Annotated in this window: 22 protein-coding genes; 12 read left to right on the top strand and 10 right to left on the bottom strand. The window is 63.3% G+C overall.

Annotated elements, in window-relative coordinates:
* Positions 1-10 precede the first annotated feature (10 nt).
* A complete protein-coding gene (locus tag BLS48_RS01625) occupies positions 11-1,225 on the top strand; it encodes an MFS transporter (protein WP_091575090.1) in 1,215 nt (404 codons plus the stop codon).
* Here BLS48_RS01625 and dgcA read toward each other — a convergent pair.
* Positions 1,196-2,179, bottom strand: a complete 984-nt coding sequence (gene dgcA / locus BLS48_RS01620; RefSeq protein WP_091575087.1) for an N-acetyl-D-Glu racemase DgcA — start codon at positions 2,177-2,179, stop codon at positions 1,196-1,198. The genes BLS48_RS01625 and dgcA overlap by 30 nt on opposite strands.
* Positions 2,180-2,257: 78 nt before the next feature.
* Here dgcA and BLS48_RS01615 point away from each other — a divergent pair, with 78 nt between their 5' ends.
* The 4 genes from BLS48_RS01615 to BLS48_RS01600 are packed head-to-tail and all read left to right on the top strand — an operon-like array spanning position 2,258 to position 6,338.
* Positions 2,258-3,445 (top strand): ABC transporter permease, encoded by a 1,188-nt coding sequence (locus BLS48_RS01615; protein WP_091575084.1) that lies wholly within the window; start codon positions 2,258-2,260, stop codon positions 3,443-3,445.
* Between the two features lies 1 nt (position 3,446).
* Positions 3,447-4,262: an ABC transporter ATP-binding protein gene (locus BLS48_RS01610; protein ID WP_091575083.1), complete on the top strand. Its 816-nt coding sequence runs from the start codon at positions 3,447-3,449 to the stop codon at positions 4,260-4,262.
* Between the two features lie 14 nt (positions 4,263-4,276).
* Entirely contained in the window at positions 4,277-5,650 is a 1,374-nt protein-coding gene (locus BLS48_RS01605; RefSeq protein WP_091575081.1) for an MlaD family protein, read from the top strand.
* Positions 5,651-5,687: 37 nt separating this feature from the next.
* Positions 5,688-6,338, top strand: coding sequence for an ABC-type transport auxiliary lipoprotein family protein (locus BLS48_RS01600; protein WP_208604572.1), 651 nt, complete (start codon positions 5,688-5,690; stop codon positions 6,336-6,338).
* A gap of 152 nt (positions 6,339-6,490) precedes the next feature.
* Here the strand turns inward: BLS48_RS01600 and BLS48_RS01595 are convergent, their stop codons facing one another.
* Positions 6,491-12,745, bottom strand: a complete 6,255-nt coding sequence (locus BLS48_RS01595; RefSeq protein ID WP_091575078.1) for a kinesin — start codon at positions 12,743-12,745, stop codon at positions 6,491-6,493.
* A 272-nt stretch (positions 12,746-13,017) separates the two neighbouring features.
* Between BLS48_RS01595 and BLS48_RS01590 the strand changes: the two genes are divergently transcribed.
* The 3 genes from BLS48_RS01590 (at position 13,018) to BLS48_RS01580 (ending at position 14,922) form a co-directional block, all read left to right on the top strand.
* A complete protein-coding gene (locus tag BLS48_RS01590) occupies positions 13,018-13,386 on the top strand; it encodes an Hpt domain-containing protein (RefSeq protein WP_091575076.1) in 369 nt (122 codons plus the stop codon).
* A 100-nt stretch (positions 13,387-13,486) separates the two neighbouring features.
* Positions 13,487-13,807 (top strand): 2Fe-2S iron-sulfur cluster-binding protein, encoded by a 321-nt coding sequence (locus tag BLS48_RS01585; protein ID WP_091575073.1) that lies wholly within the window; start codon positions 13,487-13,489, stop codon positions 13,805-13,807.
* A gap of 83 nt (positions 13,808-13,890) precedes the next feature.
* Positions 13,891-14,922 (top strand): NAD(P)/FAD-dependent oxidoreductase, encoded by a 1,032-nt coding sequence (locus BLS48_RS01580; RefSeq protein ID WP_091575071.1) that lies wholly within the window; start codon positions 13,891-13,893, stop codon positions 14,920-14,922.
* Positions 14,923-14,925: 3 nt separating this feature from the next.
* On the opposite strand, the gene BLS48_RS01575 is transcribed toward BLS48_RS01580, so the two are convergent.
* Both BLS48_RS01575 and BLS48_RS01570 read right to left on the bottom strand, forming a co-directional pair.
* Complete coding sequence (locus BLS48_RS01575; protein WP_091575068.1) at positions 14,926-16,401, bottom strand: MDR family MFS transporter; 1,476 nt, start codon at positions 16,399-16,401, stop codon at positions 14,926-14,928.
* A gap of 218 nt (positions 16,402-16,619) precedes the next feature.
* Positions 16,620-17,240, bottom strand: a complete 621-nt coding sequence (locus BLS48_RS01570; RefSeq protein WP_167364904.1) for a DUF922 domain-containing Zn-dependent protease — start codon at positions 17,238-17,240, stop codon at positions 16,620-16,622.
* Between the two features lie 124 nt (positions 17,241-17,364).
* Here BLS48_RS01570 and folP point away from each other — a divergent pair, with 124 nt between their 5' ends.
* From folP to folK, 3 genes are read left to right on the top strand one after another with little or no spacing between them, the layout of a single operon-like run.
* The gene (gene folP / locus BLS48_RS01565) at positions 17,365-18,216 is read left to right on the top strand and encodes a dihydropteroate synthase (RefSeq protein ID WP_091575066.1); all 852 of its coding nucleotides are present in this window, start codon (positions 17,365-17,367) and stop codon (positions 18,214-18,216) included.
* Between the two features lie 3 nt (positions 18,217-18,219).
* Positions 18,220-18,579, top strand: a complete 360-nt coding sequence (folB, locus tag BLS48_RS01560) for a dihydroneopterin aldolase (protein ID WP_091575064.1) — start codon at positions 18,220-18,222, stop codon at positions 18,577-18,579.
* Positions 18,563-19,075 carry a 2-amino-4-hydroxy-6-hydroxymethyldihydropteridine diphosphokinase gene (gene folK / locus BLS48_RS01555; RefSeq protein ID WP_091575061.1) on the top strand — a complete coding sequence of 171 codons (513 nt, stop codon included), beginning with the start codon at positions 18,563-18,565 and terminating at the stop codon, positions 19,073-19,075. The genes folB and folK overlap by 17 nt, the downstream gene beginning before the upstream one ends.
* 30 nt (positions 19,076-19,105) lie before the next feature.
* Here the strand turns inward: folK and BLS48_RS01550 are convergent, their stop codons facing one another.
* On the bottom strand, positions 19,106-19,651 hold the full coding sequence (locus tag BLS48_RS01550) for a DUF924 family protein (RefSeq protein WP_091575059.1): 546 nt from the start codon (positions 19,649-19,651) through the stop codon (positions 19,106-19,108).
* A gap of 14 nt (positions 19,652-19,665) precedes the next feature.
* Entirely contained in the window at positions 19,666-21,501 is a 1,836-nt protein-coding gene (locus tag BLS48_RS01545; protein WP_091575057.1) for a monovalent cation:proton antiporter-2 (CPA2) family protein, read from the bottom strand.
* A gap of 397 nt (positions 21,502-21,898) precedes the next feature.
* Between BLS48_RS01545 and BLS48_RS01535 the strand changes: the two genes are divergently transcribed.
* Positions 21,899-22,165 carry a hypothetical protein gene (locus tag BLS48_RS01535; protein WP_056582264.1) on the top strand — a complete coding sequence of 89 codons (267 nt, stop codon included), beginning with the start codon at positions 21,899-21,901 and terminating at the stop codon, positions 22,163-22,165.
* Between the two features lie 79 nt (positions 22,166-22,244).
* On the opposite strand, the gene BLS48_RS01530 is transcribed toward BLS48_RS01535, so the two are convergent.
* The 4 genes from BLS48_RS01530 to BLS48_RS01515 all read right to left on the bottom strand — a co-directional run bounded on the left by BLS48_RS01530 (position 22,245) and on the right by BLS48_RS01515 (position 26,069).
* Positions 22,245-22,799, bottom strand: a complete 555-nt coding sequence (locus BLS48_RS01530; RefSeq protein WP_091575052.1) for a hypothetical protein — start codon at positions 22,797-22,799, stop codon at positions 22,245-22,247.
* Between the two features lie 123 nt (positions 22,800-22,922).
* Positions 22,923-24,014, bottom strand: a complete 1,092-nt coding sequence (locus BLS48_RS01525) for a YcjF family protein (protein ID WP_091575050.1) — start codon at positions 24,012-24,014, stop codon at positions 22,923-22,925.
* Positions 24,011-25,489 carry a YcjX family GTP-binding protein gene (locus BLS48_RS01520; RefSeq protein WP_091575048.1) on the bottom strand — a complete coding sequence of 493 codons (1,479 nt, stop codon included), beginning with the start codon at positions 25,487-25,489 and terminating at the stop codon, positions 24,011-24,013. Before BLS48_RS01520 ends, BLS48_RS01525 begins: the two co-directional genes overlap by 4 nt.
* Before the next feature lie 76 nt (positions 25,490-25,565).
* The gene (locus BLS48_RS01515) at positions 25,566-26,069 is read right to left on the bottom strand and encodes a SixA phosphatase family protein (protein WP_091575046.1); all 504 of its coding nucleotides are present in this window, start codon (positions 26,067-26,069) and stop codon (positions 25,566-25,568) included.
* Positions 26,070-26,289: the final 220 nt, after the last annotated feature.

Here is a 26,289-nt window from a genome sequence, read left to right as displayed (position 1 = left end):
GGATCGATTCATGTCCCTGCCGCCGCTTTCGCCCGAACAGCTCGTCAAGCCGCGCCATTTCGAACTGCGCATCAGCCTGATTTTCGCGACGCTGTTCGTGCCGCTCGGAACGCATCTGCCTTACTTCCCGCTGTGGCTACAGGCCAAGGGTTTCCACGCCGAGCAGATCGCCGTGATCCTGGCGGCACCGATGTTCCTGCGCGTGATTACGACGCCGTTGCTGACCGCGCTGGCCGACAGGGCCAGCGATCGCGCCGATGTCTATGTCGCGCTGGTGGCCTCGGCGCTGCTCTTGTCGGCGGGATATTTCCTGACGCCGACCTATGCCATGGTGCTGGCGGTGTCGCTGGCGCTGACCATTGTCTGGACGCCGCATTCGCCGATCGCCGATTCGCTTGCGCTGTCGGGCGTGCGCCGCTTCGGTTCGAACTACACCAGCATGCGCAAATGGGGCTCGATCTCCTACCTGTTCGCCAACGTTGCTGGCGGCTTCATCCTGTCGGCGACCGGCCCTGGGGCCGTTCCGGTGATCATCTTCGTATCGCTGGCAGCCACCCTTGCAGCCGGCTTGCTGGCGCCGCGCCTTGGCCGTCCGCGCCGCGCCTCGCCGCTTTCGGCCACCGACATCCAGCAGTCGGCGCCAAAACTTCTCAACCCATATTTCCTGTATTTTTCCATCGGCGTTGGCGTCATCACCGCCAGCCACGCATTCCTCTACGGCTTCGTCTCGATCTACTGGAAATCGATCGGCATCGGCGATTCGGTTGTCGGATTGCTGTGGGCGTGGGGCGTGGTGTCCGAAGTCTGCATGTTCATGATGTTCACCCGCTTCTTCGGCGCGTTCTCGGTCGTGACGATCATGATGATGGCAGGGGTTGGGGCCGTCGTGCGGTGGATCGCCTTTCCCCTGGTCTGGCCGCTCGGCCTCGGTGTTGCCGGGTTTTTTTGCGTCCAGACGCTGCATTCGGTCTCGGTGGCGCTGGTGCTGATCGGCCTGCAGAAAATGATCGGCGAGACGATTTCCGAGGAGCAGACAGGTGCCGCGCAAGGCATCGCCTATTTCTCCAACGGGTTCTTCATGGCGGTGGTGACGTTGGCGTCCGGCCCGCTTTACGACCGTTTCGGCGTCGACGGCTTCTTTGCCATGATCCCGGTCGCCCTGATCGGATTGGTCTTGATCGGGCTTGCGGCGCGCTCAGCCCCACAAGGCCGTATCAGGGGGTAATACCAAAGATCCCTGGTAGACAAGGCCGGGTACGCGATCGCGGGCAAGCAGCAGCGGACCGTCGAGGTCGACGAAATCGGCGCCTTGGGCCAGCAAGACGGCCGGTGCCATCGCCAGCGACGTGCCGACCATGCAGCCGACCATGATGCTGAAACCGAGTTCACGGGCACGATCGCGCAGGACGAGCGCCGCCGTCAGGCCGCCCGATTTGTCGAGCTTGATGTTGACGGCGTCGTAGACGCCGACAAGCGCGGCAAGGTTCTTCGCCTCGTGCACGCTTTCATCGGCGCAGATCGGCACGGGATGCGCGATATGGCGCAGGATCTCGTCGTGGCCGGCCGGCAACGGCTGTTCGATCAACGTGATGCCTTGCTCGGCGGCAAAGGCAAGGTTTGCAACGATGTTGTCATCGGTCCAGCCCTCATTGGCGTCGAGGATGATGCGGCTGTTGGGCGCCGCTTGCCGGACGGCGCGGATGCGGGCGATGTCGTTGTCACCACCGATCTTGACCTTGAGCAACGGCCGCGCCGCATTGGCGCGGGCCTGCGCCGCCATCGCCTCCGGTTCGCCCAGCGACAGCGTGTAGGCCGTCTCGAGTCCCGATAGCGGAACGGCGCCAATTGCGGTAGCGACGGATGTTCCGCTGATCTTCGCCTCAAGATCCCACAGAGCGCAGTCGATGGCGTTGCGGGCAGCTCCCGCAGGCATGGCATCGAGCAAGGCTGTCCGGCCCATGCCGCCCGCGATCCGGTCGCGCATCGCCTCGATCGCCTCACGGACACCATCCATGGTCTCGCGATAGCGCTTGTAGGGGACGCATTCGCCACGGCCGGTGTGACCGTCCTCGCTGATCGTGCAGGTTATGACCTCGGCTTCCGTCTTCGAACCACGTGAAATGGTGAAGGTTCCGGCGATCGGAAAACGTTCGGCCTCAACCGAAATGACACGCGCCATATTTTTCTGCTCCGGCTATGCGAGAACGGCCTCGTCGGCAAATCGACAGCTTGGTTCCATCAGGCTAAACAGGACGCCATGTTGACCATCGGCAAGCGCGACGCAAGCGGCACGACCGCGGGGGAGGCTGACCACGAACCGCGCGTGGCGATCGGCGAGGAGGACGGCGTTCTGGGTTGCGCCTTCTCTGGAATCTGGACGACACGCACCGTCGCATTGATCGACGACGATATGCGCAAGATCGAGAAACGAAGTGGTTTCAAGACCTTGGCGCTCGATCTTTCCAACATCGAGAAGATGGATACCGCCGGCGCCTGGCTGATAGACAGGCTGGTCAGCGCTTTCGAGAAAAAGGGCGTCAAAGTCCAGCTGCAGGGCCAAAGCGAGATCGCTTCGATACTGCTCGACGCTGTGGGTGAGGCCGTTCGGCGCGAATCCGAATCCGGTCCAGTGCGGCCGCCCAACATAGTCATCCGCGCGCTGGAGGCGGTCGGCCGGCGCGTCTACGAGATGCGAGACGACTTCCTTGCCTCGATGAACATACTGGGTGCCACCATCCGCGGCGCGCAGATGAAGCTCGGCCGCGGCCATGCCGTCAATCCCGCGGCGATCTTCAATCAGATAGACCGTATGGGCGTCGGCGCCATTCCGGTGGTGGTGCTGATGTCGGCGATCGTCGGCGCCATCGTTGCCCAGCAAGGCGCCTATCAGCTCAGTTATTTCGGCGCCGACATTTTTGTTGTCGACCTCGTCGGCGTGCTGATCCTGCGCGAGCTCGGCGTGCTGATGACGGCGATCATGATCGCCGGTCGCTCCGGAAGTGCGATTACCGCCGAGATCGGCTCGATGAAGATGCGCGAGGAGGTCGACGCGCTGAAGGTGATCGGGCTCAATCCGATCGGCGTCCTGGTCTTTCCGCGGCTGGTGGCGCTGGTGATCGCCTTGCCGTGCCTGACCATCATCGCCAATTTCGCGGCGCTCGGCGGCGGCATTCTCGCGGCCTGGCTCTATTCGGATATCGCGCCTGCCGCCTTCATAGACCGGCTGCGCGTCGCCATCGACCTCAGCACGATCTTCTCCGGCCTGATCAAGGCACCTTTCATGGCCATGATCATCGGCACGATCGCCTCGGTCGAAGGCATGAAGGTCGGCGGCAGCGCCGAATCGCTCGGCCAGCACGTGACCGCGTCGGTGGTGAAATCGATTTTCGTCGTCATTATCCTCGACGGGCTTTTCGCCATCTTCTACGCAGCGATCGAGTTCTGAGATGAAGCTGCGGAGCAGGACAAAGGCGATCGCGGACGACTCGGGCGAGCGCGACATCGTGCTTTCCGCGCACGACATCACCGTGGCCTTCGCCGACAAGGTGATCCTCGACAAGTTGTCGCTCGACATCAGGCGCGGCGAGATTCTCGGTTTTGTCGGCGCTTCGGGCGCCGGCAAGTCGGTCCTGCTGCGCACCATTCTCGGCCTGACGCGCAAGCGGTCGGGCACGATCAAGCTCTTCGGCGTCGATGTCGAGAAGGCGAGCGACGCCGAACGCCTGCGCATCGACATGCGGCTTGGCGTGCTGTTCCAGCATGGCGCGCTGTTTTCGGCACTGACGGTACTGGAAAACGTCCAGGTGCCGATGCGCGAATATCTCGACCTGCCGCGACAGCTGATGGACGAACTGGCGATGCTCAAGGTCGAGTTGGTCGGGCTGCCGCCGGACGCGGCGCAAAAATTCCCCTCCGAACTCTCCGGCGGCATGATCAAACGGGCGGCGCTGGCACGGGCGCTGGCGCTCGACCCCGACATCGTCTTCCTCGACGAGCCTACTTCCGGCCTCGATCCGATCAGTGCGGCGGAATTCGACGAACTGGTGGTCAAGCTGCGCGATACGATGGACCTGACCGTCTATATGGTCACGCACGACCTCGACACGCTTTTCACCGCTTGCGACCGCGTGGCCGTGCTCGGCAACAAGAGAGTGCTGGTCGAAGGCACCATCGACGACATGCTGAAGAGCGAGGAGCCGTGGGTGAAATCCTATTTCCGCGGAAAACGCGCCCGGCAGCTTGATCTTGCGGCGCGCGCATAGCCATAAGTGAAGCAATGGAAACCAGAGCCAACTACGTCATTGTCGGCATCTTTACGCTGGTCGCGATCCTGGCGGCGTTCGCCTTCGTCTACTGGACGGCGGCGATCGGCGACAAGGGCGAGACCACGTTGCTGCGCGTGCGCATTCCGGGCTCGGCTTCCGGGCTTGGCCGCGGCAGTTTCGTGTTGTTCAACGGCGTCAAGGTGGGCGACGTCAGGCGCGTCTATATCGATGTCGACAATCCGACGGTCGCCATCGCCGACACCGAGATCGACCGCTTGACGCCGATCACCAAGTCGACGCAGGCCGATATCGGCCTTGCCGGTCTTACCGGGCAGGCCAATATCGAACTCAAGGGCGCCGATCCCAAGGAAGTAAAACTCCTCGACCAGGCCGAAAAGGAAGGCAAGGTCGCCGAGATCGTTGCCAACCCCTCGGCGGTCACCAACCTCTTGCAGACCGCGCAGAACATCTTCACCCGCGCTGACAAGGTGCTGACCGAACTCGAAGGCTTCACCAAGGATGTCCGCGGTCCGCTGACCGACACCGTCAAGAACGTGCAGACCTTCTCCGATGCGCTGGCCAAGAATTCCGACGGCATCGACAAGTTCCTGTCCAGCGTCAGTGCGCTGTCCGACGAGTTGAAGGGCGTTTCCGGCAAGCTGGATGGCACGCTGAAGGCAGCGGAAGGCCTGCTCAATGCCGTCGACAAGGACCAGATCAAGAGCATCGTCGCCAATGTCGATACAGTGACGTCGAACCTCAAGGAAACCTCGAAGCAGTTCGACACGGTCATCAAGAACGTCGATACGGCGGTCGGGTCGGTCAACGATTTCGCCAAGCAGACGCAAGGCACGCTGGCCAAGGTCGACGGTGTTCTGAACGGCATCGATCCGGCGCAGGTGCGCACCGCTCTGGCCAACATCGAGAAGGCGAGCGAAAACGCCGACAAGGCTGCCGCGGACATCGCCAAGGTGACCGACAAGTTCGCCAACCGGGCTGATGATATCGACCAGACGATCAAGGATGCCAAGCAACTTGCCCAACGACTCAACGACGCCTCGGTGCGTGTCGACGGTATCCTCGTCAAGGTCGACACCTTGCTCGGTTCGGGGCAAGCCGATGGCGTGATGGCTGACGCCAGGGCAACTCTGAAGTCGTTCAAGCAGGTTGCCGACACGCTGAATGCCCGCCTGGGCGTCATAACAGACAATCTGGCGCGTTTCTCGGGCCAGGGCCTGACAAACGTCGAGGCGCTGGTGCAGGACAGCCGTCGCTCGATCAACCGCATCGAGCAGGCGGTGACCGATCTCAGCCGAAACCCGCAGCGCATCCTTTCGGGTGGCGATGGCGAGGTTCGGCAGTTCGATGGCAGGGCGCGGCGTTGACTTCGGCCGCCGCTCGCCCCAAGAACATGAGCTGCGGATGCGGGTTGATCTTACGATCCGGGGACAACGGGGATCGCGCGTGAAGTCTGTTTGGGTGAGAACGAGCGGGTTGATATCGGCTGCCGCACTGCTTGCGCTATCGCTTGCCGGTTGCGCCGCGCTGGGCGGCAAGCCTGCGCCGCTGGATACGTTCGAGCTTTCGGCGCCGTCGATCGACGCACACGGCCACAGCCGCCGCCAGATTCTCATCGCCCAGCCGTCCGCCCTCAAGGCGCTGGATAGCCAGAACATCGTCATCAAGCCTTCGGATCATTCGATCCAGTATCTCAAGGGCGCGCAGTGGGCCGACCGGCTGCCGTTGATCGTGCAGGCGCGGCTGGCCGAGACGTTCCAGCGCTCAGGCAGCTTTGCCGGCGTCGGCAAGCCGGGCGAGGGCCTGGCGATCGACTATCAGGTGATCGTCGAGGTCCGTTCGTTCGAAGTGCGCGTCGACGGCGGCGAGCATGCCGAGGTCGACTTGTTCGTGCGCATCCTGAACGATCGCAACGGCGAGGTGCGTGCCTCCAAGAGCTTCACCTCATCCGCGCCAGTTTCGGGCAGCGGCAATCCCGCCTATGTCAACGCGCTCGACAATGCTTTCGGGGATGCGGCCAAGCAGATCGTGCGCTGGACGGATTCGGTGATCTGATCTCCGTAAAGGATTGGTCGCGCAACAGTTCTGACAACGCTGATAGCCCCGCAAGGGAGGCGGCGCTGCGTACGCGCCAACACAACAAATCGATCAAAATGAAAAAGGCGGGAAATCTCCCGCCTTTTTGTTTGTTTCTTGCAGGGCCGCGCCTAGTGCAGGCGGCCGCTGGCGTGGGCCAGCATGGTGTAGACCTTGCCGGTGTCCGACGTCAGATAGGTCTGAGCCATGATGTTGTCGCGGTCATTGCGCGCGACATCCTTGAGCAGCTTCTCGAAATCGTCGCAATAGCGGTCGACGGCGGCGCGGAACTCGGCCTCCGCCTGATACTTGCGGCGGATCTCGTCAAACGTCTGCTGACCCTTCAGCGTGTAGAGCCGCCGAGTGAACACGTCACGCTCGCCGCGCCGATAGCGGTTCCACAACTCGATCGAAGCATCGTGGTCGATGGCCCGCGCGATATCGACGGACAGCGAGTTCAGCGATTCCACGACGTGCAGCGGCGAGCGCTGGGCAGGAGTCGCGCGCGGTGCTTCCGCTGGCGTTGCCGGCCTGGCTTCCTCCTCGCGCGATGCTCCACTCAGCAGATCACGGACCCAGCCGCCTTGCGGCGTACGGGCGCTGGCATCGGCACGCTGGCGTGGTGCCGCCTCGGCCGGACGCTCGAGGTCGAGCGTGCCACGCAGCGCGGGGCCGCCCAACGGCGCCTGAGGTGTGCGAAGCTCCGGCTGTGGTGCCGGCGCGCGACGCGGTGGCTCGGGCGCGCGGGCGGCCGGCGCTTGGGGCGCCGGGCGCAGATTGCGCGTTTCAGAGGTATCGCCACTGCGGCCGGACTTCGCAACGATGTCCGAAAGCTCTTTCAAGGCGTTGATCTGCTCGGAAACGGCACGGCGGATGGCCGAGGTCGATTCCTTTGCCTCTTCCGGCATCTCGATGACGCCCTTCTTGAGCTCGGCGCGGGTGAGGTCGAGCTCGCTCTTGATCGAGCCCGCGGTGCGGCGCATTTCCTCGGTCGCATCGGCGAAGCGCTTGGTTGCCGAATCGACGACTTCGGTGATGGCGTTGCGGATCTTGTCGGCCGACTCCATCGTCTTGCCCTCGGCGTTCTGCAGCGTCTGGCCGACGAGGCTTTCGAACGAGCGCATGACCTTTTCGAGATCTTCCGACTTCTTGACCAGGCCGACGGCGAGGTCCTCGAGCGACGATTGCCTTTCGAGCGTGTGCTCGAGATTGCTCTGGGCCGAGCTCAGCAGGTCCGAAGCACTGGACAGCAGGCGGCTGTGTTCGTCGAACTTGGTGGCGATCGAGGCGACCTCGCGCAAGGTGGACGACGACAGTTCCGTCAACCTTGTCGTGTTCGAATCGACCAGCCGCGCCGAGCTGGCGAAGGTCTGCGCGGCCTTCTCCGTGGTTGCGGCGAAGCTTTGCGTGCTGCCGCTCAGCCGTTCGTCGACCTGGCCGAGATTGACCGCGGCCTGCTCGATCAACTGACCGAGCTGCGAGCTGGACTTGGTCATGCGGCCAATGAGGTCGGCGACGCTGTCGGACAGCGACGAGCGAGCGCCTTCGACGGCCGACAATGTCTCGGCCGTGCGGCTGGCGAGCGCATTGACCAGTGCGGCATTCTCGCTGCGCAGCTTTTCCGTGGCGCGTTCGGTGACCTCTTCCATGCTCTTTTGCAGCTCCGAGCCGCCTTGGGCGAAGCGCTCGACCAAAGGCCGCGCGGTTTCGTCGAGGATCTTCGACATTTCGGCCGAGCGCGCCGCGAGCATGGTGTTGAGCTCGCGGGTGTTGGCGCCGATGGTCTTGGCGGCGTCGTTGGTGCTCTGGCCGATGTGCTGGCCAACCGCAGTGAAGGTCTCCGCGATGACGTTGGCGCGCGACACGAGTTGCGCCTCGGCACTCGACACCTGCTCGTTGAGCTTCTGGCCCATCGTTTCGGCCGTGTAGGCGAGACGGTTCTCGACACCGGCGATCTGCTCCTCGACACGGGCGGCCGCGGCCGCCGCGCTCGATGCGAGCCGCTCGTCGGCACCGGCAAGCGCCTGCTCGATCTCACGGGCATGCACGGCCAGTTCCTGGCCGGTCTGCCGCGCACGGTCGGCGACCCTCTGCTCGGTGTTGGCGAAAGCACCGACGATGGTCTCCGCGTGCTCGCCGATCGTCGATGTGCTGCTGGCGATGCGCGAGACAAGGCGCTGATCGGCATCGTCGAAGATGCGGCCGATCTCCGACGCGCGGCTCGACAGCGCTTCGGAACCTTCGGCGATGCGCGAGACCAGTTGCTGGTCGGCGGCGTCGAAGATGCGGCCAAGGTCCGATGCACGCGCGGCAAGCGCTTCGGCCGATTCGCCGATGCGCATGCCGAGCCGCTGGTCGGCGCTTTCGAAGTTGCGCAGAATGTCGCCGGCGCGCGCGGCGAGCGACTGTGCCGTTTCGACGGCGCGGGCGACCAGCTTCTGGTCGGCAGCATCGAAGGTACCGGCAATCTCGCTAGCGCGGGCCGTCAACTGATCGGCGGTCTCCTGGGCGCGGGCGGCCAGCTTCTGGTCCGCCACGTCAAAGGTGCCGGCAATCTCACTTGCACGAGCGGCCAGTTGATCGGCGGTTTCATGGGCGCGCGCCAGCAGGGAACTGGAGGTATCGTCCGCGCGGGCAAGAAGGGCGTTCGACGTGTCCTCCGCACGGGCGTGCAGGCGACGATCGGCCTCCTCGAAGGTGCGGGCGATGTCTTCGGCCCTCGCCAGCAGGGCGGCGGAGGTCTGCTCGGCGCGCTCGGCGATCTTGCGGTCGGCGTCGCTGAATGCCGCACCGGCCTGCTCATGCAGCGTGCTGGTGACTTCCAGGACCTTTTCGCGCAACGCACCGGCAACGAAGACGGCACTCTTCTCGAGCACGCTGCGGACGTTGTCGACACCTGTCGAGAGCGCTCGCTCCATGGTGCCGGCGCGTTCCTCGATGATGCCGGTCTGGCGGCTGAACGCCTGCTCGATCTTCTCGACGTCGGCAGCAATCGCATCGGAAATGCCGGTGCTTCGTGCGGCGATCTGGTCGATGTGGCCCGACAGCGAGCGGTCGACGTCCTTGCGGGTCTCGGCGAGCTTGCCGAGATCGTCTTCCAACGCGCGGCTCAGCATATTGCGGCCTTCGGCCAGCTTGCCGACATGTCCGGCGATGACGTTGTCGATGTCGCCGCGGCTTTCGGTCAGCTTCTGCAGGTCGGCCTCGAGGGCGCGCTTGAGAATGTCTCGGCCCTCGGCCAGCTTCTCCACCTGACCAGCGACCAAGCCGTCGATGCTGGAGCGGCTTTCGGCCAGCTTGGCCAGATCGGCTTCCAGCGCGCGCTTCAGGATATCGCGGCCTTCGGCCAGCTTCTCGACCTGGCCGGCGACCAGACCGTCGATGCTGGAGCGGCTTTCGGCCAGCTTGGCGAGGTCGTCCTCAAGCGCCTTCGATAGGGTCGAACGCTGCTGAACGAGCCTGTCCGCGTGGTTGTTGACGAGACCGCCGACGTTTTCAAGATCAGCCTGGAGCGCCTTCGACAGCGTCGAACGGTCCTGGGCGAGCCGTTCGGAATGGCTGTTCACCAGGCCGTTGACGCTTTCGAGGTCGGCTTCGAGCGCCCGCGCGAACTGTGCCCGGTCGTCGATCAGTTTCTGCGACTGGTCGGCAACGGTGCTCTTGACCGCATTGAGGTCGGCTTCCAGCGCCCGCCGCAGGATGTCGCGGCCTTCGGCCAGTTTCTCGACCTGGCCGGCGACCAGACCGTCGATGCTGGAGCGGCTCTCGGCCAGCTTGGCGAGGTCCTCCTCGAGTGCCTTCGACAAGGTCGAGCGATCCTGAACCAGCCTGTTCATGTGATCGGCGATGACACTGTTCACATTCTGCAAATCGGTTTCCAGGGCCTGCGAAAGCTGCCCGCGATCGTCGGCCAGCTTTTCCGACTGGCTGGCGATGACGCCCTTGATCGTGTTCAGGTCGGATTCAAGGGCTCGCTTGAGGATATCACGGCCCTCGGCCAGCTTCTCGACCTGGCCGGCGACGAGGCCGTCGATGCTCGAGCGGCTCTCGGCGAGCTTGGCAAGGTCGGCCTCAAGTGTCTGCGACAGCAAGCTGCGGTCCTCGGCCAGCCGCCCTGAATGGCCCTCGATCAGGCCACGTATGCCGGACAGATCATCGTCGAGCGAGCGGGAAAGCTGCGTCCGGTCCTCCGCCAGCTTGGCGGAATGGGTTTCGATGAGGCTCTTGATGCCGATGATGTCGTTTTCCAGCGCCTTGGCGAGCACGGCGCGGCCCTCGGCGATCTTCTCGACCTGGCCGGCGACGAGGCCGTCGATGCTGGCGCGGCTGTCGGACAATTTGCCGAGATCAGCCTCCAGGGCGCGCGACAGGATGTTGCGGCCTTCAGCCAGTTTTCCGACATGTCCGGCAACCATTTCATCAATGATCGTGCGGGCTTGCACCAATTTCCCGGAGTCTTCATTCAAGGCGCTGGACAGCCTGTTGCGGCCTTCTTCCAGCCTTTCGAGATGGCTGCCCAGCGACGCGTCGATGGCTGCCCTCGATTCATTGACCTTGCGCAGATCTTCTTCGAGTGCACGCGAGATCAGGTTGCGGCCTTCGGCCAGCTTCTGCACCTGGTTGGTTACCGCCGCATCGATACCGGCGCGGCCCTCGGCGAACTTCGCCAGGTCGGCCTCCATGGCCGCGGCCATGCGGTCGCGGCTTTCGGAAAGTTTGCGGCTGTGATTTTCGACGGCTTCTTCGATGCCGACGCGGGCATCGGCAAGCCGCTGGATGTCGCTGTCGAACGAGCGCGAGACGACATGACGCGCCGCTTCCATGCGGCCGGCGAAATCGCTGGCGCGGGCTTCGAGCATGGAGGAGGTCGACGTGACGATGTCGGCCATGTCGGCACCGATCTGGGTCTTGCCCTGATCGATCATCGCCGACAGCGTGTCCTTGCTCTCGGCAAAGGTATGAGCGATTTCGCGGGCGCGTTCGACCAGCGTCTCGTTGATCTGGCGGGCGCGGGCCTCGAGCGCCGCATTGAGCTTCTGCGTTCCGGTGTCCAGCGCCTCGGCGCGGGTCTGGAATTCGCTGATCAGCGCCTGACCGCGTTCGGCCAGCGTCCGCTCGATGCCGCTGAGGCTGGCTTCGAATTCGGAACTCAGCGTGCGCGCGGCGCCGCCAAGCAGCGACACCATGCCGGTGGTGCGATCGTCGAGCAGGTCGGTCAACGACCGTGTCAGACCGTCGGTGGTGTCCGTCAACTTGGCAATGCGCGTGTCGAGAAGGCTGGCGAAGGCCTCGCCCGAGGTCGACAGCCGGTCGGTGATCGAATCGAGCCGGCCTTCCACCGAATCGAAGATCGACATCGAGCTTTCATTGATACGGTCGATGAGGGTGTCGCCGGAATTGGTGATCGTCATCGACAGCTTGGTCGAAGCATTGAGGATGCTGTCGCGGATGATGTCGCTGGCGGCGCCGATCTCGTCCTTCAGCGTCTCATGCGCCCCGGTGATCGAGGCGCGGACCCGCTCGGCGTGGGTGACAACGGCTTCGCGCTCGCTGCCGAGCCCGTCGACGAGCGAACGGATGCGGGATTCGTTTTCCGAATAGGAGCGTTCGATCTGGTTGACTTCGCTGTGGACCAGCGTTTCCAGCTCCACGGCGCGGGCAAGGGTGCGTTCGATGCCTTCGCCCATGGCCGCGACTTCGCGGCGAACGGCCTGGCCGATCATCATGACGCGGTCCTGGGCAAGGTTTTCCGGCTCGGTCAGGCGGAACGCCACTTCAGTCATCGACTGGGCGGCAATGCGCATTTCCTGGGCGCGGCGAATCATCGCCGCGAAGGCCCAGAACAGGATGACGGGCACAACCGCCGCGACCGCGAGGCCGATCAGTTCGGGACGGGCAAAAAACTGGTCGAGCGTACGGATTCTCCAGATGCTCGGCCCGAAAAGGAGATTGGCCAATCCGCCGGCGCCGGCGATCCAGGCGAGCGAGACAAAGGCAACGACCCAGTAAATGGTGTTCGAGGCACGCCTGTTGAGGCCGTGAAGGAGCGTCTTGTAGTCCTTCTGGCGATCGTCATTGGCTGGCGCGAAACCGGCGGGCTGGGCGCCATTGCGTGTTTCAACGGGACGCAATTCGGCAGGCTTGGCCTGGGGCGCGGGTTTCGCAACCTGGCTCTGATTGACGGCGGGCTCCGGCTTCTGATTGCGTCCCTCGCGCGCCAATTCGTCGGCGGCCTGGGATATCTGCGCTTCCAGATCTTCCATCGAAGCCGCGATGTCGAGGTCGCCGCCGCCGATATCGCCGCTGAGGTCGATATCGAGCGCCTTTTCCAGTTCCCTGGCCACGTCGTTGTCGAGAGTTCTCGTCGTCGTTGGTTTCTTCGCCATGCCTTCGCTACCCTGTACTAGCTGCCGCGGGCTTATAATTCTGTTTGTCGTACCCTCGCGCAGGAGGCTGAAAATGGACCCCTCGTATCGTAATGACACAGGGGGGTAAAGAAAACATGCATTCCACGAGATGTGTAAAACTTTAAATATAAGGTTAACAGAACCGTGATTTCGGCGCCGCTTTCGCAACATTTTTCCGGGCCACTCATTAACCCGTTGTCCACTGGATTCGCCTAGGTATTCGGGCGGTCGAAGAAACGGAGTTCGAGTTCATGCGTGGCGAAAGCGGCATTGCCTTCTCAATGCCCGGGGGCGACGTATCGGGACCAAGACGATCACGGCCGGTCGATTTGGCACATCTTGCCCGCCAGACGATGGGCGACCGCAGCCTCGAACAGGAGGTGCTGGCGCTCTTTGTACAACAGGCGCTGTCGGTGCGCGACAGAATAGTCGACGCCAATATCAAGGACCGCCTGCTGCTCGCTCACGGGCTGAAGGGGTCGGCACGGGGCGTGGGTGCGTTTGCCATTGCCGATTGCGCCACCGAGATCGAGCATCGGCCGGAAGACGATCAGACGCTCAGGCGGCTTGGCAGGCTGATCGACGAAGTGCGCGATTTTATAGCCGCCATCAATCGCTGAGCCCGGTTTGCGGAAAAACGTCAAGCAGCGGCGCTTTCGCGCGGCAGTTGACTTGTCTGCCGGAGTGATTATCTCGGCTGGGACTCCCTTCAGGTGACAAATGACCAAGCTGACTTTCATTGCCCATGACGGCACACATTTCGACATGGACGCCGAAAACGGCTCGACGGTCATGGAGAACGCGATCCGCAATGCGGTGCCGGGGATCGAGGCGGAATGCGGCGGCGCCTGCGCCTGCGCTACCTGTCATGTCTATGTCGACGAAGCGTGGACGGCGCTAGTCGGCGAACCGGAAGCCATGGAAGAGGACATGCTGGACTTCGCCTACGACGTCCAGCCGAACTCGCGGCTATCGTGTCAGATCAAGGTGCGCGACGCGCTTGACGGCCTGGTTGTCCGCGTGCCCGCCCGCCAGGGCTGAGACATCGGTTTTTTGCCGACTGCTGCTTGGCAGCGGCGGATTGCTCATGCAGTGTCTCGACAACACACAGCGAGGCCCATCGCATGACCGACATCACCAAGACAGACGTCCTCATTGTCGGAGCAGGGCCGGTCGGCCTGTTTGCCGTGTTCGAACTCGGCCTGTTCGACATGAAATGCCATTTGATCGATATCCTCGACCGGCCGGGCGGCCAGTGCGCGGAACTCTATCCGGAGAAGCCGATCTACGACATTCCCGGCTGGCCTTCGATCTCGGCGCAGGGATTGGTCGACAAGCTGCTCGAGCAGATCGCACCGTTCAAGCCCGACTTCACCTACAACCGCATGGTTTCCAGCCTCGAAAAGCTGGAGGACGGCAGTTTTCGCGTCACCACCGACGAGAACGAGGTGTTCGAGGCCAAGGTGGTGGTGATTGCCGCCGGCGGTGGCTCCTTCCAGCCGAAGCGTCCCCCGATCCCGGGCATTGAACCCTATGAAGGCAAAAGTGTCTTCTATTCGGTGCGCCGGATGGAGGACTTTCGCGGCCATGACCTCGTCATTGTCGGTGGCGGCGATTCGGCGCTCGACTGGACGCTGAACCTGCAGCCTGTGGCCAAGAGCGTGACTCTGGTCCACCGGCGGCCGGAATTTCGCGCGGCGCCCGATAGCGTCAACAAGATGTATGCCTTGCAGGAGATGAAGCAGCTGACGTTCCAGGTCGGGCAAGTGACCGGGCTGACCGGCGCCGACGGCAAGCTCTCATCTGCCGTCATCAAGGGGCCGGACGGCGATGTCGAGGTGCCCTGTACGCGCATGCTGCCGTTCTTCGGCCTGACCATGAAGCTCGGACCGATCGCGGAGTGGGGGCTCAATCTTCACGAGAACCTCATCCCGGTCGATACCGAGAAGTTCCAGACATCGGTGCCCGGTATCTTCGCGGTCGGCGACATCAACTGGTATCCGGGCAAGCTGAAGCTCATCCTGTCGGGCTTCCACGAAGTGGCGCTGATGGCGCAGGCCGCCAAGCGCATCATCAGCCCCGGCGAGCGCATCGTGTTCCAGTACACGACTTCGTCCACGAGCCTGCAGAAGAAGCTTGGCGTCGTGGAGGCCTGACCTCTAATCAGCCAGCACAGGAGCCGCGGGGTGGCCGCGCAGCGGCTTCTCCGGCATCAGCCCGAGCGCTACGAGCGCCATCAACAACATTGCCGCCGCGGTGAGGAAGATCATGACGAATGCCGCGGCCTCGACGGCGGCACTGGCCGCCTGCACGCCTTCGCTGGCCAGCGGCAGGCCGTAGCCGAGCGCGACCGCGCCAAGGACGGCGACGCCAAGTGCGCTGCCCAATGAGCGAAGGAAGGTCAACACGCCGGTGGCGACGCCCAGATGGGCCTGATCGACGGCGTTCTGGACCGACACGGTGGCAACCGGAAATGTCGTCCCGCTGCCCAGGCCGACGCAGGTCGTCAGGATCTCGACGATCAGCAGCGAAGCATGTCCCGCTACCAGGCTGAGCACGCCGAGGCACAGGATGGCGAAGGTCACCCCTATCATCGCGATCCGCTTGTAGTGAACGAAACGCTGAATCGTGCGACCGCTGAGTGTCGCGCCGGCAACGGTGCCGAGCATGAGCCCGAGCATTGCGGTTCCCGATGCACTGGCCGACAGCCCCAGGATCGACTGCAGGTAGACCGGCAGGTAGACCGCCAGGCCGATATTGGCGGCCTGCAGCAGGAACATCGAGAGCGTGCCGGCAAGGACGATCGGGTTGCCAAGCACTTCGAGCGAGACCAGTGGCTCGGCGGCGCGCAGCAACCGAAGCGCAAAAAAGCTCCAGACGACCGCCGAGCTGGCGAGCAGTCCGAGGATTTCGCGTGACAGCCATGGATATTCGCTGCCGCCCCAGTTCAACGCCAGCAGCAGCAAGGCGGTGGCCGCGACGAGCAGCAGCGCGCCGAGGCCATCGATGCGATGATGTTTCGCGGCGATCGGCAACTTCTTCAGTGGTTTGTTGATCATGGCCATGGCGACGAGACCAAGCGGAATGTTGATCCAGAAGATCAAAGACCAGTGCAGATGTTCGGCGAATGTGCCGCCCAGAAGCGGACCGGCGATGCTGGCGACCGCCCAGGTGCCCGAGATCCACGCCGTGTAACGGGCACGCTCTCGTGGCGGTACGAGGTCGCCGATCACGGTCTGCGCCAGCGCAAACAGGCCGCCGCCGCCGGCGCCCTGGATCGCGCGGCCGACGATCAGCACCAGCATGTTGGGCGCCATGGCACTGACCAGGGATCCGGCAAGGAATATGAGGATCGCTGCATAAACCGTCGGCCGGCGACCGTAGACGTCCGAGATCTTGCCATAGAGCGGTGCCACCGCCGTGGCGGTCAGGAGATAACCGGTGACGATCCAGGGCAGATATTCGGCATGACCGAGCAGGCGCGCCATCGTCGGCATCGCCGGCGCGACGATGGTCTGATCGAGCGCGGCCAGCAGCATGGACAGGAGAACGCCGCCGATGATGGCATTCTTTTCGCCTTCGCTGAGTGGCGCATCCGTCTTCACCGCCGTCTGTTTGCCGACAGTCTGGTCCATGTCCAATCATCCGTATGCTTGCGGCTGGCGGCCTCATTCAGCCATCCCAGTGCGTTGACCGGGTTAGTCGCATTGATCTTTCGAGGTTCGCATCGCGAACCTGACATATGTCGTCCCGTATAGGCGGATTTCGACCGGTGCTCGAAAATTTTCCGAAGCTGGCACCATGCTTCGGCTGAATTGGCTCGCGCCGCCACCGTTGAACGCATCGCCACGACCTAGGTCGGCGGTGGCAGCCGGCCGTTGTCGATGCGCTGCGTCCGGTAGCGCAGCAGCCGCAGGATGCGACTTTCGAAATTGACGCTTTCGGCGCGGTCGAACCGCAATTGATCCTGGTCATGCCTGGCGAGCACTGCCGCGGTGATTTCGGCGGCCTTGGCCTTGGCCGCCTCGCAATTCCTTTGCGGGTAGGTTGCTTTCAGGGCATCTTCGAGTTCGCGGCCATGGTTCCTGGCAATCTCCACATGGCGCTCCTCATGGCGCTTGATGTCGGCGGACAACGTATCCCAGAACAGCCTCACATCGGCATCCGCCTTGCGTGGGCGGCGCCACCTGGGAAGGATCACCTTCACCTTGACGGTCACCACCGCGTCGGCGATCCGGCAGGAGTTCGATGTCTGCGCATAACTGGTGCGGGTCGTGAACGCCATCTGCGTGGCGCCCGGGTGCCGCCCCCCCGTGCTTTTCACCTCGGGACCACGTTTGGAGAGCTGCATCTCGATATCGTCGAGCGTGCTGCCGTCAATGGAAAAATAGCTGTATGTCTTGACGAGATTGGCGGCGCCCGCCGGGAGCGGGGTCACGGCAAGCAGCAGTGCGCCAAGCAGGGATCGTTTCATGCAAAGCATGGATCGTTTCATCATGTTGCCTCTTCGGCCACCTTGCGTTACGGCCGTTGCCGACGCAACGGAATTGATCCGCTGCGGATCACACATGGTTGATGAGCCCCATGGTTGCTGAGCAATGACGGCCAGGCGATGGCAACTGGCGCATGGACGCCATCTCGAGCTTGGCGGCAAGGCGGTGGTCGTCGGCATCCTCAATGTCACGCCCGACAGCTTTTCCGACGGTGGTCTGTTCGATGCGCCCGAAAAGGCGCTGGTCCAGGCACGCCGAATGGTGGGGGAAGGGGCGCTGGTCGTCGACGTCGGCGGAGAATCGACCCGCCCCGGTGCTGCCGCGATATCGGCCCGCGAGGAGCAGGCCCGCATCCTGCCCGTGATCGAGGCGCTGGCGAACTCCGGCGAGGTGCTTATTTCGGTCGACACCTATCGCGCGGACACTGCCCGGCTTGCCGTCGCCGCCGGCTCGCATATTGTCAACGATGTCTGGGGGCTGCAGCGCGAGCCCGACATTGCGCGTGTCGCCGCCGACACCGGCGCCGGCCTTGTCATCATGCATACAGGGCGAGATCGCGAGAAGCTGCCGGATGTGATCGCCGACCAGTTGGCGTTCCTCGGAAAATCGCTGGAGATCGCCCGCCGACACGGAGTTACCGACGACCACATCGTGCTTGATGCCGGATTTGGCTTTGCCAAGGAGACGGCCGAGGAAAATCTCGACCTGATGGCGCGGTTTTCCGAACTCACCGCGCTCGGCTTTCCGCTGATGGCCGGCACGTCGCGAAAACGCTTCATCGGTACCGTCACCGGCCGTGACGCGGCCGACAGAGCTGCTGGGACGGCGGCGACCAGCGTTATCCTGAGGCTCAAGGGCGCCGATCTGTTTCGCGTCCATGATGTCGCATTCAACGTGGACGCGCTGGCGCTCGCAGATGCTATGCTGGCGCGTGAAACCGAGCGAGCAGGCTGCTGAGCAATGTATGTCATCCGCATGAAGAATTGCGCCTTCTTTGCTCGGCACGGCGTGCTGGACGAGGAGGAAAGGCTCGGTCAGCGCTTCTATGTCGATGCCGCTCTCACGGTTGATCCCGGCCGGGCCCTCGTCGAGGATTCCATCGAGGACACCGTCAACTATGGTATCGCCTTCACGGTGATCGAAAAGATCATTACGGGGCAGCGGCGCTTTCTGATCGAGGCCTTGGCGCTCGAAGTGGCCCGTGCGCTGACGGCGCGTTTTCCGCAGATCAAAAAAGCCGAGATCACGGTGCGCAAGCCCAACGCCCCGGTGCCCGGCGTGCTCGATTACGTCGAGGTGACCGTTGTCTGGCCCGAATAGCACGGTCTACCTCAGCCTTGGCGGCAATCTTGGCGACCCGGCGAAGTCAATGGGCGCGGCGCTGCGCATGCTGGATGCCGATGGCGACACGCGCGTCACCGGCGTCTCCTCGCTTTATCGCACGCCGCCCTGGGGCAAGCTCGATCAGCCGGACTTTCTCAATGCGGCTGCCGAAATTTCCACCAGGCTTGCGCCGCGTGCCTTGCTCGACCTCTGTCTCGATGCCGAGCACAAGCTGAAGCGGGTGCGCGAGGAGCGTTGGGGGCCGCGGTTGATCGATATCGACATTCTGGTGTTTGGCGAACGCGTCATTCACGAGACTGGGCTGGAAGTACCGCACCCGCGCATGCTGGAGCGCGCCTTCGTGCTGGCGCCGCTGGCCGAGATCGCGCCCGGCCTGGTTGTCGGCGGTCGCAGCATCACGGATCGGCTGGTCGCCGTCGACACCTCTGGTATCGAGCGATTGCCATCCGGCCGGGATTGGTGGCTGGTCTGAGGCCAGAGGCGAGGCGGCAACGGGACCCTTCTAACCCGAAAATCCGCCGCCATCCAGAAACGCCTGCTCCTGCGGTGTGGTCTCGCGGCCTAGCATCCTGTTTCGGTGCGGAAAGCGGCCGAAACGCAGGATGATATCACGGTGCTCGACAGCGTACTTCAGATAGGGTTCGGCCCTGGCCTGCGTCAGATCGACCGATATCTGCTGGTCGGCGAGAAGTTCCGAATGCTCATACGGCAGATAGAGGAAGACGCGGATTTCTTCGTCGAGCTCCAGATCATGGCCGGCCGCGATCGCCTTTCCGGCGAAATATCTGGCGAGCTGGTCGGTCGCGTACATGTGGCCGGTGCCGCGAAAGCAGTTTCGCGGAAACTGGTCGAGCAGGATCATCAGCGACAGCGAACCCTCGGCATGCGCCGACCAGTCGTCGCATTCACGCCGCGCGGCTGCATAGTGCAGGTCGAGAAAGCGGTTGCGGAAGTCGGCATCGAAAGCCTCGTTTTTCTCGAACCATGCATCCTCGCCGGCATCACGCCAGAATTTGGTGACCGACAGGGCTCTGCTGTCCAATTCCATGCTTGGTTCCTTGTTTAGTCCGCAGGTTCGGATTTGTGCAGCACGTCGGCCGTCTCTTCGTTGAGTGCCTGGCCGGCGCGGCGCGGCTGCGTGAGGGGCGTGGGGATGGGTGTGCCGATATTGCCCTTCAGGAAGCGCTGTCCGGCGCGGATGCCTTCGGCGAGCTGCGTCTCGAAGCGGGCCGCGTCGCGGCGGCGGACATCCTCGATGACGTCGGCCACATCTTCCGGATCGACGCCGAGTGATTCCAGGGCCGAGCCGCCGAAAACCAACGCCGATTCGAAGGTTTCACGCAGCTGGAAGTCGACGCCGGCGCGAATGAGCTGCAGCGCTGTTCCGCGGTCAAAAGCCCGTGCCAGCACCGTTAGCAAAGGGAATTCGGCCTTGATCAGCTGGGCGATGCGAACGGCGACATCGGGTTTGTCGACGCAGATCAGCACGGCGCGCGCCCGGCCGGCGCCAGCAGCATGCAGGATGTCCAGCCGCGTGCCGTCGCCATAATAGACCTTGAAGCCGAAATCGGCCGCGGCCTGGATCATTTCGACCTCATTGTCGATGATCGACACATCGATGCCGCGCAGCAGCAGCGGCTGGCTGGCGATCTGGCCAAAGCGGCCGAAGCCGATGATCAGGACGCTTCCGGTGAGGCCGTCCGCAACATCGACCCCATCGAGCGACTGCTCGTCGCGCGGCGTGAGGTACCGCAGCGCGACGATCGCCAGTGGCGTCAGCACCATGGAGATGATGACGATCGCGGTCAGCGTCGCGTTGGCCTGACTGTCGATGATGCCGACCGCGGCGGCGGCGGAATAGAGGACAAAGGCGAATTCGCCGCCTTGCGCCATGAAGACCGCACGTTCCAGAGCTTCGCGGTGGCCGGTTTTCAGGATGCGGGCGACGATGTAGATGCCGAGCGCCTTCATCACCATGTAGGCGACGACATAGATGGCGACCAGCCGCCAGTTCTCGACCACCACATGCAGGTCGAGCGACATGCCGACCGCAAGGAAGAACAGGCCGAGCAGGATGCCGCGGAACGGTTCGATGTCGGCTTCGAGCTGATGGCGGAAGGTCGATTCGGACAGAAGTACGCCGGCCAGGAATGCGCCCATCGCCATTGACAGGCCGCTGAGCTGCATGGCGAGCGCGGACCCGAGAACGACCAGAAGTGCCGCCGCCGTCATCACCTCGCGGGCACGGGCATCCGCCAGGATGCGGAAGAAAGGATTGAGCAGATAGCGTCCGGCCAGCACCAGTCCGACGATCGCGGCAAGACCGATGCCGATCTCGGTCAGGCGTTCCGCCAGGCTGGTATCGGCACCGCCGGGTGCCAGGAATGCAATCAGGGCCAGCAGCGGCACGATCGCCAGATCCTCGAGCAGCAGGATGGAGACAATGCGCTGGCCTTTCGGCGCGGCGATTTCGCCGCGCTCCTCGAGCAGTTGCATGACGATTGCCGTCGAGGTCAGCACGAAGCCGGCGCCGGCGACGAAGGATTGCGAGATTGGAAAGCCTCCGGCCACGCCGACACCGGTCAGCAAAACGGCGCAGACGCCGACCTGCAGTGCACCAAGGCCAAAGATCTCGCGGCGCAGGCCCCACAGCCGTGACGGCTGCATTTCCAACCCGATGATGAACAGGAACATCACCACGCCGAGCTCGGCGACATGAAGAATGGCTCCCGATTCGGAAAAGATGCGAAGACCGAACGGGCCGATCACCACGCCGGCGGCCAGATAGCCAAGAATGGAGCCAAGGCCCATGCGCTTGAAGATGGGAACGGCGACGACGCCGGCAGCAAGTAGTGCCACCACCTGGACCAGATCGCTGCTCGATGCCTCTACCGCCATGCCCGCCATTCCGCTTGTTTGAGGACCGCAGCCTTATGCAGTCGGAGCTGCGGCACAAGACAGTCCTCGCGGACATCCAAATGACGCTGCAGCATTCAATTTTGCGCATGATCCCAGCGAAAATCGATTCCGATTTTCGTAAGGCAGCATTTTGTTTTTGCACATGGATCCCAGCGAAAATCGATTCCGATTTTCACAGGTATGCGCCAATCGGCAGGGATAAGAGCTTCAGCAGGGGGACAGTGCAAATCCCACCGGCAATGTTGTAGGCGCGTTGCACAAGTTTACGCCAGACGCGCGTTGCTTGTTGCCACAATCGAAGGCTAAGGACGACTGGCTTCGGCCATTGGAGGGCGAGCGACGATCAAGTCGTGCCCTTTTTGAGGAGATGACTGACATGAAGAAGTTTTTGTTTGTTGCCGTCGGCTTGGCGGTGCTTGCCGGTTCGGCTTGTTCGAAGGCGCCGGAGTGCACGGCCGAGATCGCGACCAAGAAGGCGCAGGACATGGCTGCCGCGCTGCAGGAGGCGATCACCAAGGATCCATCCAAGGCGGCTGATCTGACGGCCAAGGTACAGGCGGTGACAACCAAGTATCAGGGCGCCACGACACTGGCCGACGCCTGCAAGGCCTATGACGAGGTGACGGCCGCGATCAAGGGCTAAGCGCCCTGATCAAAACGGTTTCAACGAGGCGGTGACCGTTGGGTCGCCGCCTTTTCTGTTTCAGGCGACCGATGATTGTTCAGTTCGGCGCGATGGAGCCGACTTGGACCGTATCAACCCGCTTCAGGCTCATGCCGATCACCGGTACCAGCTGATCGGAGACTCGGACCGCAACGGTCACCGTCATCGAATTGTCGTCGGGAATGCGAGCCTGCATGACACCGCGCAACTGATTGCGATTGATGGTGAAAACCACCTTGCGGGCATCGACCACATTGCCGCCGACGATATCAAGACCGGCACCGGCCGCTCCACCCATGAAGCTGCCCCTGTAGCCCTCGCGGCCCTTGCGCTCGATCCTGGCCGACATCTGCTGGGTGAACATGCCGACCCGGCAGCCGCCATCGAGCGTCATGCCCATCTTGCCGTCGGGCGTCGAGCCGGTGAAGCTGCAGTTGAATTTCGTGCCCTTGTACTTGCCGGCGACGATTTCGCCTGGGCCGACCCACTTGCCTTCGGCCGACTGGAAGAACTGCTTGTCCGGTTCCGCCGCGGAAGCCGCTGAGGCAATACCGACGACTGTGGTGATCGCGGCCGCCAAGGGCAGGACGCTGGACAGTATTACGCTTTTCATCGACGACACCCGGCAACAAAGAGGCTGTTTGAAACCCGTCTGACCATGAACAAGATTGGTTAATGCTTCGTCACTGCCGGGCATCGAAACCGCAATCCGGTAACCGTGCGGAAGGCGCGGGCGTTATTTGCCGGGCTCGGTTGTTTCGGCGTCTTTCTTTGTTGCAAACGATGTCAGCGCGGACAGGAAATCGCCCAGTCCTGGACGCCTGGCGGCGCTGAAGGGCAGGGGTCTTGCCGTCTCCATCGCGGCGATGCCGATGCGCGCCGTCATCATGCCGTTGATGACACCCTCGCCAAGCTTGGCCGAAAGGCGTGCCGCCAGGCCGTGGCCGACGATCTGCTGGACAAAACTGTCGCCAACCGCGATCGAGCCGGTGACCGCCAGATGGGCGAGCACGCTGCGTGCCAGGCGGAAGAAACCCAGCGTTCCAGGCCGCCCGCCATAGAGCTCCGAGAGGCGGCGAATGAGGCGCCCGGCCTCGAACACGACATAGGCGACATCGACGAGCGCGCGCGGGCTGACCGCCGTCACCAGCGAGACGCGTTTGGCGGCCTCGAGAATCATCACCTTTGCCCTGGCATCGAGAGGGCCGAGAATTTCCGCTTCGGCCAGGCGCACCAGATTGCCGCCGTCGATGATTTCGCCGCGCAGTTCGGCGAGCGCTCGCCGTCCGGCCGCGGTCTCGGGTTTGGCCGCGACAAAGGCCGACAGCTCGTCGACAACCGACCGTGCCGCCCTGGGATCGTCACGCGCGATGGCATCGAGCGCCCGCTTTTGCAGCTTTTCGACTTCGGCGAGGCGGGCGATGGCCAGGAACTCGCGAATCAGGATGACCAGGAGTGCCAGTGCGGCGATGGCCGCCATGCCGGCGGCCAGCCAGCCCAGCCATTCGGCGCGCGCGAACAGCTCGCGTATCAGCTGATCGGTCCACAGGCCGACGGCCAGCGAAACCAGCACCCCGAACGCGCCGAAGAAGATGCTGCCGAGCAGCGAGCGTTTTCTGGGGGCGATCGCCGGTGGCGGTTCGGCGGCGACAATGTCGGGCTCATCGAAGACGTCGACCTTTGCCGGTATGACCAGCGCGGTGTCGGCCTTCATCGCGCGGGGTTTGCGCTGGGTTTCGGCCCGGGCGCGGCGCGCCTCCGGCGCCTCTTGTCCTGATACGGCTTCCGGCTCGATTCGGAATGCAGCCGGCTTGCGGGGCGCGGTCATGCCAGATGATCTCCAATCAGGAACTGCAAGGCGCGGTCGAGCCGGATATGCGGCAGCGACAGCGTAACGCCTTCGGCCGTGCGTTCGAGCTTTGGCGGGCGGAAGCGGACAAAGCGGATAGTCGGATCGGCAGAGTCCTGCCTGTGGTCGGGTCCCGAAACATCGAATACTGCATCAATTCTCTCCGGCAAGTCACCGGGAAATATGGCCGTTTCCGTCTTTCCATCAAACGTTTCGCCATTGATCTTCTCGCCAGCGATCGGCGTGCCGATGATGACCGGAAGCGTCTCTCGGCCTTGCTTGACAGTGCCCTCGCGCGTCGCGCGCACGGCCGCCATGGCGACCACGTCGACATCGGCGCCGGTGAAATTCGCACGCGCCACGGCGCGGTCGGCCAGCCGCCGTACGATCGCCTGCAGACGGTCATGGCTTTCATGGTGCAGGTGATCGGCCTTTGTCGCGGCAACCAGAATGCGGTCGATGCGCCGCGAAAACAGGTCGGTGAGGAAGCTGCCCCGGCCAGGACGGAAACAGCTGAGGATCTCTGTCACCGCGCGCTCCAGGTCAGCCATGGCGCCAGGGCCGGCGTTCAGCGCCTGCATGGCGTCGATCAGCACGATCTGGCGATCGAGACGTGCGATGTGTTCTCGGAAGAAGGGCTTGACGACATGGGTCTTGTAGGCCTCGTAGCGCCTTTCCATCATGGCGTGCAGCGACCCGTGACGTGGGCGCCTGTCGCCGACATCGGCCAGGGGCGCGAAGGTCAGCGCCGGAGAGCCTTCGAGATCGCCAGGCATCAGGAAGCGCCCGGGCGGCAAGGTCGAAAGCGCCCGCTCGTCGAGCTTGCAAGCTTTCAGGTAGCCGGCGAAGCTTTCGCCCAGACGGCGCGCGGTCATCTCGTCGGCGTCGGCGTTCGGGTCGATTTCGGCTGAGATCGCCCGCCAGGCCCGCGACAGATCCTCGCGCACCGGCAGAGCGGCCAGTTCGAGCGCCTCGCGCGAAAAATCGGCGAAGGATTTGCCCAGCAGCGGCAGGTCGAGCAGCCACTCACCTGGATAGTCGACGATGTCGACCGACAGTTTGCCGGAGGAAAACATGCGGCTCCAACCGGAGGCCGATTCATATTCGATGGTCAGCCGCAGCTCCGAAATGGCGCGTGTCGAGTCAGGCCAGGCACGCTCGTTGACCAAGGCGGCGATGTGATCTTCGTACTGGAAGCGCGGTACGGCGTCGTCCGGCTGCTGCTCAAGGAAGGCGCGGGCGATGCGCCCGGATTTCTGCGCCTCGAACAGCGGCAGGCGCCCACCATGGATCAGGTTGTGAACAAAGGCGGATATGAAGACCGTCTTGCCGGCGCGTGATAATCCCGTCACGCCAAGGCGCAGCGATGGAGAAAAAAGCCCGGTGGCGCGGCCCGACAGTGTGTCGAGCGCAATTTTCGCCTCGTCGGTGAAGGTGGTCAGCGATGATGCCAAAACATGATCTTTCGGGCTTCGGTCCGTCCGATATAGGCTCTGGAACCCGGCTTTGAAATGGCGCCGGAGATCGACATCAGAGATCGGCCGGTGTCAGGAAGGCCTCGAGATAGCCGGCGCCCTGGGCGGCTTTCGCCAGATCGGCACCGAAGCGGACGACCGCCAGTCCCGAAGTCGGAAAACCGTGGCTCAGCATCGCCCGGGCCGTCTCGTCGCCGTCGCCCGAAACCGCCAAGGCGAGATCTTCCGTCATCGGGTTGTGGCCGATGACCAGCAACGAGCCTGAGCCGCCATTGCCTCGTATTATCGACAGGTATCCGGCGGCGTCTTCACTGTAGAGCGTATCGAGGAACAAAACCTTGCCAGTATCGGTCTGGTTGGCCAGCCCCTCCAGCGTCTCGCGTGCTCGTTTGGCACTGGAGCAAAGGGTGAGGTCCGGAATATAACCTCTGGCCTTCATGGCCGCGCCCATTGCCTCGGCATCGGCGCGGCCCGATGCATCGAGCGGACGATCGAAATCGCGCACGCCTGGCAGTGCCCAACCGGCCTTGGCATGTCTCAACAGATAAAGTCTGCTCACCGAACCCCCGTTGGTGTCGCGTAGCGAAGCCCAAGACGTCGCCGGATTAGCCATGAGAAAGGCCGGGCGCACAATGGCCCTTTCCCATCAAGCACAACGAATCACGTGTTAATTCGCTCGCATCGATCTCGCAAAAGACGCCGCTGATACCCCGCCGCCTGACATTAACAATTGCGTGAGACGGCGGCCGATTGCGCTTGTGCAGGCGTCTGGCGGCGAA

The organism is Mesorhizobium qingshengii (assembly GCF_900103325.1).
GTDB lineage: Bacteria > Pseudomonadota > Alphaproteobacteria > Rhizobiales > Rhizobiaceae > Mesorhizobium > Mesorhizobium qingshengii.
Note: the sequence above shows the minus strand (reverse complement) of the source record. Positions and strands in the feature narration are given on the sequence as shown.

Bases quoted from the DNA above. Each gene is read 5' to 3' on its own strand.
- BLS48_RS01625 (WP_091575090.1), top strand. From the start codon at position 11: ATGTCCCTGCCGCCGCTTTCGCCCGAACAGCTCGTCAAGCCGCGCCAT.
- dgcA (WP_091575087.1), bottom strand. From the start codon at position 2,179: ATGGCGCGTGTCATTTCGGTTGAGGCCGAACGTTTTCCGATCGCCGGA.
- BLS48_RS01615 (WP_091575084.1), top strand. From the start codon at position 2,258: ATGTTGACCATCGGCAAGCGCGACGCAAGCGGCACGACCGCGGGGGAG.
- BLS48_RS01610 (WP_091575083.1), top strand. From the start codon at position 3,447: ATGAAGCTGCGGAGCAGGACAAAGGCGATCGCGGACGACTCGGGCGAG.
- BLS48_RS01605 (WP_091575081.1), top strand. From the start codon at position 4,277: ATGGAAACCAGAGCCAACTACGTCATTGTCGGCATCTTTACGCTGGTC.
- BLS48_RS01600 (WP_208604572.1), top strand. From the start codon at position 5,688: ATGCGGGTTGATCTTACGATCCGGGGACAACGGGGATCGCGCGTGAAG.
- BLS48_RS01595 (WP_091575078.1), bottom strand. From the start codon at position 12,745: ATGGCGAAGAAACCAACGACGACGAGAACTCTCGACAACGACGTGGCC.
- BLS48_RS01590 (WP_091575076.1), top strand. From the start codon at position 13,018: ATGCGTGGCGAAAGCGGCATTGCCTTCTCAATGCCCGGGGGCGACGTA.
- BLS48_RS01585 (WP_091575073.1), top strand. From the start codon at position 13,487: ATGACCAAGCTGACTTTCATTGCCCATGACGGCACACATTTCGACATG.
- BLS48_RS01580 (WP_091575071.1), top strand. From the start codon at position 13,891: ATGACCGACATCACCAAGACAGACGTCCTCATTGTCGGAGCAGGGCCG.
- BLS48_RS01575 (WP_091575068.1), bottom strand. From the start codon at position 16,401: ATGGACCAGACTGTCGGCAAACAGACGGCGGTGAAGACGGATGCGCCA.
- BLS48_RS01570 (WP_167364904.1), bottom strand. From the start codon at position 17,240: ATGAAACGATCCCTGCTTGGCGCACTGCTGCTTGCCGTGACCCCGCTC.
- folP (WP_091575066.1), top strand. From the start codon at position 17,365: ATGACGGCCAGGCGATGGCAACTGGCGCATGGACGCCATCTCGAGCTT.
- folB (WP_091575064.1), top strand. From the start codon at position 18,220: ATGTATGTCATCCGCATGAAGAATTGCGCCTTCTTTGCTCGGCACGGC.
- BLS48_RS01550 (WP_091575059.1), bottom strand. From the start codon at position 19,651: ATGGAATTGGACAGCAGAGCCCTGTCGGTCACCAAATTCTGGCGTGAT.
- BLS48_RS01545 (WP_091575057.1), bottom strand. From the start codon at position 21,501: ATGGCGGTAGAGGCATCGAGCAGCGATCTGGTCCAGGTGGTGGCACTA.
- BLS48_RS01535 (WP_056582264.1), top strand. From the start codon at position 21,899: ATGAAGAAGTTTTTGTTTGTTGCCGTCGGCTTGGCGGTGCTTGCCGGT.
- BLS48_RS01530 (WP_091575052.1), bottom strand. From the start codon at position 22,799: ATGAAAAGCGTAATACTGTCCAGCGTCCTGCCCTTGGCGGCCGCGATC.
- BLS48_RS01525 (WP_091575050.1), bottom strand. From the start codon at position 24,014: ATGACCGCGCCCCGCAAGCCGGCTGCATTCCGAATCGAGCCGGAAGCC.